Genomic DNA, 12,378 nt, shown 5'->3' on the forward strand with positions numbered 1-12,378 from the left:
TAGAAGGATCTTACGCACGTTGAAGTTAAAATACTGTTAAACTAATGTCAAGGAGCCTAATTTTTACTAGCCAAAGAAATAAAGCGTTAGAGATTTACGATTTAATTATCCTGATTTAAAAATAAAATAAATTAAAAATAACTTGTTTTACGAATTAATTTATTTCTAAAATTAAATTTATAAGTTTAAATAATTTTAGGAATTATATTAATGAGCAAGCCTACCTCTAATAATTCTAATAAGCCATCCGCATCATTTAATAAAAAAACTCGTAGCCGACTTGCGGAACTAGCTGCACAAAAGAAGGCGAAGGCTGACGATTTAGAACAAAAGTATCCTCTCCCTACAGAAGAAGAAGCAAAAGCCGCTCTTGCAAATATTCTAGAAGGATTAGGTAACGGACTAACTCTGCAACAAATCTTAGGTTTATCCGACATTTTGTTAGAGGAAATCTATACTATCGCCTACAACTTCTATTCCCAAGGAAAATACAATGAAGCCGTAGGGCTTTTCCAAATTCTTACCGCTTCAAAACCTCAATGCTACAAATATATTTTAGGCTTAAGCTCATGCTATCATCAACTCCAGCTTTACAATGAAGCTGCCTTTGGTTTTTTCCTTGCATTCGATGCAGAGCCTGAAAATCCTATCCCACCCTATTACATAGCAGATAGTTTAATGAAGCTAGAACAACCAGAAGAATCAAAGAACTTCTTAGACATTACTATGGACATCTGTGCAAATAAACCAGAGTATCGCATCCTTAAAGAACGCTGCAGCATTATGAAAGAGTCTCTCAAAAACATGATCAAAGCAGAAGAAAGTACGGATAAAAAGAAAAAAACCCCTGCAAAAACAAAAGCTTCCGGATCCAAAAAAAAGAAGTCTAGTGGGAAACGTTAATCTCATCAAGGTTGTGGAGAAACACTAATGAACAAAAAACATAAAAAAAATACAAAAGCAACGAAAAAAGCTGAAAACCAAGTGATCGTATTCTCACAAGAAACAGATAAACAAGAGCAGGCGATTGCAAATTTAGAGAATCTTGTTTCCTCTATCTACCAAGATTTCCCCCTAGCGCAAACTTTCTCAGGCATCCAAGACGAAAAACAGCTTACCAAAATGATATCGGCTTTAAATGGAACTTTAGATGCTTTACCTATCGATACTTTGACTCAAGGTTTATTTGATAATCCTAAGGAAGATGCAAAATTCGCGAAAGATCTCTCCACTGTATTGCATGGATTAAAAAATCTTTCTGCCACTGTTAGCAAGCATTTTCCTCATAAGAAATAATTTTTGAAAAACACTTAAAATAATTAAGGGTAATGTTACTATGTCCGTCTCTTCTTCAGGTCCAGATAACATTAACACTAAAAATATCCTATCTCAGGTGATTGCCTCCTCACCTCAAGGCGTTCCAAACCAAGATAAAATAGCTGGAAACGAAACCAAACAAATTCAGCAGCCTCGCCAAGGGAAAAATACTGAGATGGAAAGCAATTCCGCAGTTGCTGGAACTCAGGGGAAAGAAAAAGCTGGAGAAGCTCAAAGCATAGAACAACAAGGACTCGCTGCTGGCAAAGAAATGGAAGCCTCTGCAGAAGCCGCTCAGCTCAGTAAAGCGGGATTCAGCAGTGCTTTAGCTGGAGCCAATATGAAGAAAGGAACAGAGGAACTCAGTAAAGCAACAGAGACCTCTCTTTCTTCTCTTTCCTCTGTAAGTGCTTCTAGTGCCCAGCAAATTCAAGAATTAGTCTCAACCGCAACCTCAGGAAGCTCAAACCTATCTAAAACCTCTTTAGAAACTCCTGAACTTCCTAAGCCTTCCGTAACACCCAGACAAGATGTTTCTGAAATTAGCTTGGCATTAGCCAAAGCAATTTCTGCCTTAGGAGAAGCTACGGCATCCGCGCTTTCTGACTATCAAAGTACACAAGCACAAGCATCAATCATGAGCCGTATTGCACTAGAGTCCCAGGGATTAAAAATTGATTCTGAGCGCGCCGAGTACAAAAAAATGCAGGAAATGCAAAAGCAAGCGGGATCAAATAAAACTCTGGAAACTGTAAACACAGTGATGATGGCTGTTTCCATAACAATCACCGTGATTTCTGTGGTTGCTGCTTTATTCACTTGTGGTTTAGGACTTATAGGAACTGCAGCAGCTGGTGCTACAGCAGCAGCTGCTGGAATCGCAGCTGGTGCTACAGCAGGAGCCTCAGTAGCAACATCCGTGGCTACTCAGGTTACTGTCCAAGCAGTTATGCAAGCAATCAAACAAGCTGTTATTATAGCTGTAAAGCAGGCTGTTCAACAAGCTGTTAAGGCTCTTATAAAACAAAGCATAAAAAACATTATAAAAACAGTAGTCAAAACAGTTGTAAAAACACTATCCAAAAACATAGGGAAAATTTTCAAAACAGGAAAAACAGCCCTAGCAAAAGCTTATCCTAACCTTTCCAAAGTCATTAATGCCTTAGGAAGTAAAGTCGCTACAATTACCTTAGGAGCTATGGTGGCTGTACCTCAACTCGTTAAGGGCATTGGAGACATTAAACTATCGCAACTACAAACTGAACTTGCAGAAATACAAAGAACTACGGGAAAGCTCTCCGCACAAGCAGAAATGATGAATATGTTCACTCAATTCTGGCAGCAAGCAAGTAAAATTGCTTCAAAACAAGTAGACAGTGCTAGCGAAATGCAACAGCAAGCAACAAAATTAGGTGCTCAAATTGCTAAGGCATTTTCAGCAATTAGTTCCGGATTAGCATCGGCAGTGTAAAAACCATTTAAGGGGGAGTATTGGTTATGACATCAGGAGTTAGCGGAAATCAGGGTTCTGATCCTACATTAGCAGCACAACTTGCTCAACAAAGCGCTCATTTGCAAGGCAAGGATTCAAAAAATCAAGCGACAAAGCAAACAGAAGTCGCTGGTAGCTTCGAGGATTTGATCCAAGAAACACAAACCCAGGGAACAACCAAAAAAGAAGCGGCGCAAACCTCTAGATCCGAGAAATCGAAAAAATCTGAAAAGACCTCCTCCTCTTCCTCTTCTTCCTCCGTATCCAGCGCATCGAGCACAGCAACAGCCCAAGCAGTAAAAGGTCCATCATCTCTGAGCAAAGGTAATTATGAACTCCCTACATTGCCTACACCAGAAAACACAGAAGTCAATGGTGTAGTTATTAAAAAAGGCATGGGAACCTTAGCTCTTTTAGGATTAATCATGACTTTGCTCGCACAATCCAGCGCAAAGTCCTGGTCATCACAGTTCCAACAACAAAACCAAGCAATTCAAAACCAAGTTGCTATGGCTCCCATGATTGGACAGGCTATTCGCAACCAGGCAGAACACCAAGCTAGTGCCACAGAACTTCAGGCTAAACAAAGTTTAATCTCTGGTATTACGAACCTTGTTGGTTTTGCTGTCTCCGTTGGTGGAGGTATTCTTTCTGCTGCTAAAAGTTTAGGTGGATTGAAATCTGCAGCTTTTACGAAAGAAACTGCTTCAGCGGGAGCAGCAGCAGCCACCCAAGCTTCGAAAGCAGCTTCTAGTGTTGCTTCAGCAGCAACTAAAACTGCAACAGCGACAACAACAGCTTTAGGAAGCGCAGGAGGTGCAGCAGCTAAAGCCGCATCCAACCTCGTGGATGATATCGCTGCAGCTACATCAAAAGCTACAGCAGGAGCTACAAAAAGTGGAGGATTATTTGGTAAGGTCCTCAACTCTCCTGGATGGCAAGACAAACTTTCTCGAGGAATGAATGTGGTAAAAACGCAAGGAGGCCGTGCAGCCGCATTTGCTGGCCGTGCTCTCTCTGCATCCATGCAAATGGCTCAGCTCGTACATGGGCTTACAGCCGCTGTTGATGGTATCGCAGGTGGTATCATTGGAGCTGAGGTAGCTGTACAACAAAGAGCGGCGGGGATGGAAGAAGCTCGTGCAGAAGAATTAAAGCAATTGGCTTCTATACAATCTCAATATGCAGGCCAAGCTCAGAACTTACAAGAGCAATCAATGCAAAGCTTTAACTCTGCGTTACAAACACTACAAAATATCTCCGATTCGCAAACACAAACAACGCAAGCTATTTTCAACTAGACCATCTTCTTGCTAGGCCTAATGTTAATTTAGGCCTAGTTCATGTAAAGCTGCTTTACCCTATTCACAAGAGATATATCCTTGGCGGAACTCTTCTCCATAAATCATGCGGCAGCCAATAATCATAAAGGCAACAGCAAAGGGTAAAGACCTCGAAAAATTTTCTCCTAGTAGCACCCAACCATAAAATGCAGAAAATAGAGGCATAACAAGGTTACAAAATGACAGAAAGGTGGACGAATATTTTTTTAACAACTTGGCATAAAGATTATAACTAATAAGGTTGGAAAATAGTACGAGACAAAATATTGCCTGTATAAAAACTTGAAAATTACTTACAGGCATGGGTCGCCAAGTTTCTACAATCAGAGAGTGTCCTAAGGATAAAATGCCAGCAATTACCATGGCATAAGCATTAATCGCCATTACCGATAATGATGAGGATTTTTCAATTTTTCTTAATAACGTCCAGCCAAAGGACCCCAAACAAGTCGCCAATAGGACGAGTACTTCTGGCCATCCTAATTGCCAACTCCACGTAGTCTCTACTCCACCAAAAAATAAATAAAATAAATAACCCAACAAGCCCAGACTTAAGCCGCAGAATTTTTTTATAGTCACAATCTCTCGTAACTGAACATAGGAAAATAACGCGGACACAAAAGGGGAAAGCCCGTAAATAAAACATGCTTTTGCAGAAGATAGGTGTTGTAAACCTAAAAATTCACACACGTTGGTTAAATAAAATCCAACTACAGAGACAATACCCACGGGTAGATACATATTTTTAGGTAGTCGTAATGAACCCTTCTTCCAAATAACAATGCCTGTTAACACGATTCCAGCTATCAACATTCGGCTTCCTGTGACAAACATCGGAGAAGCCGCTTCCATTGCTAATTTACTAAAAGCAAATGATGAGGACCAAATAAAGGCTGTAAGAAAAATAAAGAAAACGGACATGAAAAGATGTATTATTCAGCAATAAAGCCCTCCCATTGTAAAAAAAGACAGCTTTGCCTCCAACTCAAATAATATTTTTCCTCTAACAGCTACGTATATTTTTCAGAAAACTCCCTTGCTTAGATCCCGAAAAACATTACAATAATGGACTTAGAAATCCCATAAATTGGAGAGAAAATGATCCGCGTAATTTGCAACCAAGAAACTTTTGAACTTCCTCAAGGCTCTACAGCTGCTGATTTCGCGAGCAAATTAAAAAATTCTCATTACTTTGCTGGCGTTGTCATAAATGATCGAATTAAAGATCTAACCACAACCCTAGAAGAAGGAGATAATTTAAGATTTGTCACATTTTCTGATCCCGAAGGCCGAGAAATCTTTCTACACACCTCAGCACATATTTTAGCTCAAGCTGTTCTACGACTATGGCCCAATGCATTACCAACAATTGGTCCCGTAATCGACCAAGGATTTTACTATGATTTTGCGAACTTATCCATTAGTGAAGACGATTTTGATGCTATTGAAAAAATGGCAGAGCAAATTGCACAAGAACGCCACGCAGTAGCGAGAAAAATTTTCTGTGACAAAAATGAAGCTCTAAAAAAATTTGGTCACAATCCATTTAAAGTAGAGCTAATTAAAGAACTTCCTGATGGAGAAACAATCACATCCTATTCCCAGGGGGAATTCATAGATCTCTGTCGGGGCCCCCATCTCCCCTCTACAGCTCCCGTCAAAGCTTTTAAGCTTTTACGTACATCTGCCGCCTATTGGCGCGGGGACCCGCAAAGAGATTCTTTAATACGAATTTATGGGGTAGCTTTCCCTACAGCAAAGGAACTGAAAGAACACCTATACCAACTAGAGGAAGCTAAAAAACGGGATCATCGTGTTTTAGGAGCAAAACTCGACCTCTTTTCACAACAAGAATGTTCCGCAGGCATGCCCTTTTTCCATCCCCGAGGAATGATTATTTGGGATGCCTTAATCGGGTATTGGAAGCGGCTGCATCAACTCGCTGGTTACAAGGAAATCCAAACACCACAACTCATGAATCGTAGTCTTTGGGAAGTGTCCGGTCATTGGACAAACTATAAAGAAAATATGTACACTTTGCAAATCGATGACGAAGATTACGCGATTAAGCCCATGAACTGCCCCGGGTGTATGCTATACTATAAAACCCGCTTACACAGTTATAAAGAGTTCCCATTAAGAATAGCAGAAATTGGCCATGTTCATCGTTATGAAATTTCAGGAGCTCTATCGGGGTTAATGCGTGTTCGTGCTTTTCACCAAGACGATGCTCACGTATTCCTCACTCCTGAACAGGTAGAAGAAGAAACTTTAAATATTTTAAATTTAGTTTCCGAGCTATATAAAACCTTCGGCTTAGACTATCATCTCGAGCTTTCCACAAAACCAGAGAAAGACACTATTGGGAGCGATGAACTGTGGGAATTAGCGACCTCAGCATTACAACGAGCCCTCACAAATTCAAAAACACCCTTCTTTATTAATCCAGGAGACGGTGCTTTTTATGGTCCTAAAATTGATATTCATGTAAAAGATGCAATTCAGCGCACATGGCAATGTGGAACAATTCAATTAGATATGTTCCTTCCTGAACGCTTTGCTTTAGAATATACGAATGCTCAAGGAGAAAAAAGCACTCCGATCATGCTACATCGGGCCTTATTTGGCTCTATTGAAAGATTCTTAGGTATTCTTATCGAGCATTTCAAAGGAAAATTCCCTCTGTGGTTAAGTCCTGAACATATAAGAATTATTACTGTAGCAGATCGCCATCAACCACGTGCTCATGAGCTTTTCTCTGTTTGGCAGCAGTTAGGTTTTGTTGTTACTGTGGATGACTCTAATGAATCGGTAAGTAAAAAAATCCGTAACGCTCAAAATATGCAAGTGAATTATATGGTAACTATAGGCGATAGAGAAGTTGAGGAAAAAACTCTAGCTGTACGTACTCGAGATAATCGTGTATTAAATGATATGACAGTGGAAAGATTTATAAATACATTACTTGATGAAAAGAATTCATTAAGTTTAACTCCTCTACTATAGGAACTGATTAATTTTTAAGGATGGGCATCTCTAATGAAAACTATTGCTGTCAATAGCTTTAAAGGTGGCACAGCAAAGACTTCAACAGCCTTACATTTAGGAGCTGCTTTAGCTCAATATCATCATGCTAAAGTGCTCCTAATTGATTTCGATGCTCAAGCAAACCTAACTTCAGGATTAGGTCTAGACCCTGATTGTTATGATAGTTTAGCTGTCGTGCTACAAGGAGAAAAAAATATTCATGAGGTCATTCGGCCTATTGAAAATACATTAGATCTAATTCCTGCTGACACATGGTTGGAACGTATTGAAGTTTCTGGTAATTTAGCTGCCGATCGCTATTCCCACGAAAGACTAAAGACTATTCTTTCTTCTTTAGAGGATGAGTATGACTTTGTCATTATCGATACACCTCCCTCGCTATGCTGGCTTACAGAATCTGCACTCATAGCAGCACAATATGCATTAATTTGTGCTACTCCCGAGTTTTATAGTGTTAAGGGATTGGAAAGACTCGCCTCATTTATTCAAGGTATAGCTTCCCGTCACCCTTTGAGTGTTCTGGGTGTCGCCCTATCTTTTTGGAATTACCGGGGGAAAAATAACGCAGCTTTTGCTGAACTGATTCATAAAACTTTCCCAGGCAGACTATTAAATACAAAAATTCGTAGGGATATTACCATTTCGGAAGCCGCTATTCATGGCAAACCCGTATTTACTACTGCTCCTTCAGCTAGAGCCTCTGAAGATTACTTAAATCTTACCAAAGAGTTATTGATTTTACTGAGGGACATGTAATCGATGGGAAACTTAAAAACGTTATTAGAAAGTCGCTTTAAGAAAAACCCTCGAGAAAAAATGGATACGTTAACACGTCAACGTATGGATGGCGAGCTCTCTCCCCTCTTAAGTAGGTTTTCTACGCTCAAATTATCTCCACAAGAAGAGGAAAAATTTCGTCAGCTTCTAGAAAATTATACCTGTGACAATCAGGTATCTGAAGAAGATTTCCATAATCTGTGCTGGATTTCTGCTCAAATTAAACAAATCCATCATCAGGCTGTCCTTTTGCATGGGGAACGTATAAAAAAAGTACGTGATTTATTAAAAAATTATCGTGAAGGAGCTTTTTCTTCTTGGCTATTGCTTACTTACGGTAACAGACAGACTCCTTATAATTTCCTTGTGTATTATGAACTATTTACTACTCTTCCTGAATCTTTAAAAATCGAAGCAGAAAAAATGCCACGGCAAGCAATATACACTCTAGCGGCTCGCCAAGGTCCTCAAGAAAAAAAAGAAGCCATTATTCGCAATTATCGCGGGGAAAGCAAAGGTGAGCTTTTAGATATCATTCGAAAAGAATTTCCCCTAGTAGCTACGGATCGCCGGCAAACTTGCTTAGCAAAACAAGCTTTTTCTCTACTATCTAAAGGCGTACAATTATTAAAAAAATGTCCAGAATTATCTTCCGAAGATTGTTTAGACCTGGACAAATTGATAAAAAAAATTCAAAAAATTAAAAATAGCTTCTCTTCCAACACAAAGGTATAATATATGGCAGCAAAATCCAAAGCTCTTGAACTTGAAGATAATGTTTTTCTCATTCTGGAAGGAAATTTAAAAAGAATCTTTGCTACTCCCATTGGTTACACTACATTTCGTGAATTTCAAAACGTTGTCTTTAACTGCTCTAATGGAAAACAAGAAGTGGCGAATTTCTTTTTTGAAATGCTCATTAATGGAAAATTAATCCAAGATTTACCTGCAGAGCAAAAGCAAGCATCTCAAAGTTTAATTGCTGATTTTATGATGCCCATTCGCGTTGCTAAAGACATTCATGAACGTGGAGAATTTATTAATTTCATTACTTCTGATATGCTGACCCAGCAAGAACGCTGCGTATTTTTAAATCGATTAGCACGAGTCGATGGGCAGGAATTCTTACTCATGACAGACGTACAAAATACCTGTCATTTAATTCGTCATCTATTAGCCCGTTTGATAGAAGCCCAAAAAAATCCTATAGGAGAGAAAAATCTTCAGGAAATTCAAGACGATATTGTATCCTTGAAAAACTACTTCGAAGAATTAGAAAAATCTCTTCTACAATAAATACCATATGAACAAGAAACAACGTGTGCTTACGGGTGATCGACCTACAGGTAAGTTACATTTAGGGCATTGGGTTGGATCAATAAAAAACCGTTTGGCTTTGCAAAACAATCCAAATTATGATTGTTTTTTTATCATTGCTGATCTTCATGTCTTAACAACCAAAATACGTAAGGAACAAATTGTAAATGTAGACAATCACATTTATGAAGTTCTTGTGGATTGGCTCAGTGTAGGAATTGATCCGAATAAGTCGACTATTTATTTGCAGTCTGCTATTCCCGAGATCTATGAGTTGCATTTGTTGTTTTCCATGTTAATTTCGATTAACCGCGTCATGGGAATTCCTAGTCTCAAGGAAATGGCAAAACACGCTTCTATAGAAGAGGGGGGGTTATCCTTAGGTCTCGTAGGCTACCCTGTATTACAAAGTGCAGATATTCTACTTGCGAAAGCACAAATTGTTCCTGTAGGCAAAGATAATGAAGCCCACATTGAGCTAGCAAGAGACATTGCTCGTAATTTTAATCGTTTATATGGCGAGGTTTTCCCCGAACCTACCGTTTTACAAGGAGACCTCACTTCTTTAGTGGGAATTGATGGATTAGGGAAAATGAGTAAATCCGCAAACAATGCGATTTATCTCTCTGATGAAGACCATATTATCAAAGAGAAAGTGCGTAAAATGTACACAGATCCGAATCGCATTCACGCTACGACACCAGGCCGCGTAGAAGGCAATCCCTTGTTTATCTATCATGACATTTTTAACACTAATAAAGACGAAGTCGAAGAATTTAAAACTCGTTATCGTCAAGGACGTATAAAGGATGTGGAAATCAAGGAACGCCTTGCTGAAGAGCTTATTCTCTTTTTACAGCCCATTAAAGAAAAACGTGCAGAATTATTAGCTAAACCACAAGTTTTGCATACAATCCTACAGCAAGGAACAGAAACCATGCAAAGTATAGCAAAAGCAACCATGGAAGAAGTTCATGATACCCTAGGTCTTAGCCACAAGTGGCGCTCTCGCCTATGCAAAACTCATGCCCTATGACATTTGAATTATGTGCAGCTTATGCTCCCTGTGGTGATCAACCAGAAGCTATTGCTAAGCTAACTCAAGGCATACGGGATCATGTTCCTGCTCAAGTCCTTTTAGGAGCTACAGGATCAGGGAAAACTTTCACGATTGCTAATGTAATTGCTAATGTGAACCTGCCTACTTTAGTACTAGCGCACAATAAAACATTAGCAGCGCAACTCTATCAGGAGTTTCGAGAATTTTTCCCCAGAAATGCAGTAGAATACTTCATATCGTATTACGATTACTATCAACCAGAAGCTTATATTGCTCGAAGCAATACCTATATAGAAAAAAGCCTTTTAATTAATGCGGAAATTGATAAGTTACGCTTATCAGCAACACGATCTCTTTTAGAACGTCGAGATACATTGATCGTTTCTTCCATATCCTGTATCTACGGTATTGGATCTCCAGAAAATTACGCTGCTATGACATTAACACTTACTGTAGGGGAAGACTACCCTCGAACTATGTTAACTACGCAGCTAGTAAAAATGCATTATCAAGCTTCTCTTACTGGGCAACATTCTACGTTTCGAGAACGTGGTAGTGTTCTGGATATTTTCCCTGCTTATGATAATGATCAGGCTATTCGTTTAGAGTTTATCAATGATACGCTCACCTCAATAGAATTTAGTGATCCTCTAACAATGATTCCCAAACAATCTGTGCATTCCGTAGTTGTCTATCCAGGATCTCACTACGTAACTCCTGAAGAAATTCGTGAGCAAGCTATACGCTCTATTCGTGCAGAATTAGAAGAACGCCTAGTATTTTTTCAAGACCGTCCTATAGAACAAGATCGTCTTTTCCATAGGACAACTCATGATATTGAAATGATTAAAGAAACAGGATTTTGTAAGGGAATTGAAAATTATTCTCGACATTTTACCCAACTGCCTCCTGGGGCCCCTCCTACCTGCCTTCTAGATTATTTTCCTGAGGATTTTTTATTAATCATAGATGAATCTCACCAAACCCTACCGCAGATGCGCGCTATGTATCGAGGCGATGCATCCAGAAAACAATCTTTAGTAGAATATGGATTTCGATTACCTTCAGCATATGATAACCGTCCGCTAACTTACAACGAAGCACAGAAATATTTTCGTAAGGTAATTTATGTATCTGCAACTCCAGGAGAAACGGAATTACGTGAAAGCCGAGGTCATGTTGTTGAACAAATTCTTCGCCCTACAGGCATTCCCGATCCCCTACCAGAAATCCGTCCAGCAAGAGGCCAAGTAGATGATCTCTTAGAGGAAATTCGCCAGCGCCTATCGAAGTCCCAAGAAAAAATTTTAGTCATTTCTTTAACAAAAAAACTTGCTGAAGATATTACAGCATTTCTACTCGAGTTAAATATTTCCGCTGCCTACCTACATTCAGGGATAGAAACTGCCGAACGCACACGCATTCTCACGGACTTACGTGTAGGGAATATTGATGTACTTGTAGGAGTGAACTTACTTCGTGAAGGTTTAGACCTTCCTGAAGTATCTTTAGTTGCTATTCTTGATGCTGATAAAGAGGGTTTTTTGCGTAGTACTTCATCCTTAATTCAATTTTGTGGAAGAGCTGCGAGAAATGTCCAAGGGAAAGTCATCTTCTATGCAGATCATAAAACAGCATCTATAGAACAAACACTAAAAGAAACACAACGCCGTCGTCATATACAATTAGAATACAACAAAGCACATGGTATTACTCCTAAGCCTATCATCAAGGGAATTTTTGCTAATCCTATCCCTCAAGGGAAGAAAAAGGAAACGCCAATTTCCACGGTTCCCACATCCATACCAGAGTGTGAAAAACTTATTCAGAAATATGAAACCCTTATGCACGAAGCTGCTAGAGAATTTCGCTTCGATGATGCAGCTAAATATCGAGATAAGATGAAAGCAGTTAAAGAACGTCTTCTTTATCTTTCATAAAATTCTTAGAAATCTACTTGCTTTTTACATTCTCATATCATTAAATTCCCCTTATACTCTTGCCCTGATTAATCATGAAATGGA

General features: G+C 39.2%; 11 protein-coding genes. 10 read left to right on the top strand and 1 reads right to left on the bottom strand.

Annotation, left to right across the window (positions count from 1 at the left end):
* Positions 1-210: 210 nt before the first annotated feature.
* Genes M787_RS01600 through sctE form a run of 4 tightly spaced genes read left to right on the top strand, consistent with a single transcriptional unit; the run spans position 211 to position 4,110 of the window.
* On the top strand, positions 211-903 hold the full coding sequence (locus M787_RS01600) for a SycD/LcrH family type III secretion system chaperone (RefSeq protein WP_021828717.1): 693 nt from the start codon (positions 211-213) through the stop codon (positions 901-903).
* A gap of 27 nt (positions 904-930) precedes the next feature.
* On the top strand, positions 931-1,296 hold the full coding sequence (locus tag M787_RS01605; RefSeq protein WP_021828718.1) for a hypothetical protein: 366 nt from the start codon (positions 931-933) through the stop codon (positions 1,294-1,296).
* Positions 1,297-1,336: 40 nt separating this feature from the next.
* On the top strand, positions 1,337-2,788 hold the full coding sequence (locus M787_RS01610; protein WP_021828719.1) for a secretion system effector C (SseC) like family protein: 1,452 nt from the start codon (positions 1,337-1,339) through the stop codon (positions 2,786-2,788).
* A gap of 26 nt (positions 2,789-2,814) precedes the next feature.
* Positions 2,815-4,110 (top strand): type III secretion system translocon subunit SseC family protein, encoded by a 1,296-nt coding sequence (gene sctE / locus M787_RS01615; RefSeq protein ID WP_021828720.1) that lies wholly within the window; start codon positions 2,815-2,817, stop codon positions 4,108-4,110.
* 60 nt (positions 4,111-4,170) lie between these two features.
* Here sctE and M787_RS01620 read toward each other — a convergent pair whose 3' ends face one another.
* Entirely contained in the window at positions 4,171-5,073 is a 903-nt protein-coding gene (locus M787_RS01620; RefSeq protein WP_021828721.1) for a DMT family transporter, read from the bottom strand.
* Between the two features lie 177 nt (positions 5,074-5,250).
* On the opposite strand from M787_RS01620, the gene thrS reads away from it, so the two are divergent.
* Genes thrS through uvrB form a run of 6 tightly spaced genes read left to right on the top strand, consistent with a single transcriptional unit; the run spans position 5,251 to position 12,294 of the window.
* Positions 5,251-7,158, top strand: a complete 1,908-nt coding sequence (gene thrS, locus M787_RS01625) for a threonine--tRNA ligase (RefSeq protein ID WP_021828722.1) — start codon at positions 5,251-5,253, stop codon at positions 7,156-7,158.
* A gap of 33 nt (positions 7,159-7,191) precedes the next feature.
* Entirely contained in the window at positions 7,192-7,956 is a 765-nt protein-coding gene (locus tag M787_RS01630) for a ParA family protein (RefSeq protein WP_021828723.1), read from the top strand.
* Between the two features lie 3 nt (positions 7,957-7,959).
* Entirely contained in the window at positions 7,960-8,712 is a 753-nt protein-coding gene (locus M787_RS01635; RefSeq protein ID WP_021828724.1) for a pGP6-D family virulence protein, read from the top strand.
* Positions 8,713-8,715: 3 nt separating this feature from the next.
* Positions 8,716-9,273, top strand: coding sequence for a CT584 family type III secretion system tip protein (locus tag M787_RS01640; RefSeq protein WP_021828725.1), 558 nt, complete (start codon positions 8,716-8,718; stop codon positions 9,271-9,273).
* Between the two features lie 7 nt (positions 9,274-9,280).
* Positions 9,281-10,330 carry a tryptophan--tRNA ligase gene (gene trpS / locus M787_RS01645; protein WP_021828726.1) on the top strand — a complete coding sequence of 350 codons (1,050 nt, stop codon included), beginning with the start codon at positions 9,281-9,283 and terminating at the stop codon, positions 10,328-10,330.
* Entirely contained in the window at positions 10,327-12,294 is a 1,968-nt protein-coding gene (gene uvrB / locus M787_RS01650) for an excinuclease ABC subunit UvrB (RefSeq protein ID WP_021828727.1), read from the top strand. Before trpS ends, uvrB begins: the two co-directional genes overlap by 4 nt.
* The last annotated feature ends 84 nt before the right edge of the window (positions 12,295-12,378 follow it).

It is taken from the genome of Chlamydia gallinacea 08-1274/3, assembly GCF_000471025.2.
Lineage (GTDB): Bacteria > Chlamydiota > Chlamydiia > Chlamydiales > Chlamydiaceae > Chlamydia > Chlamydia gallinacea.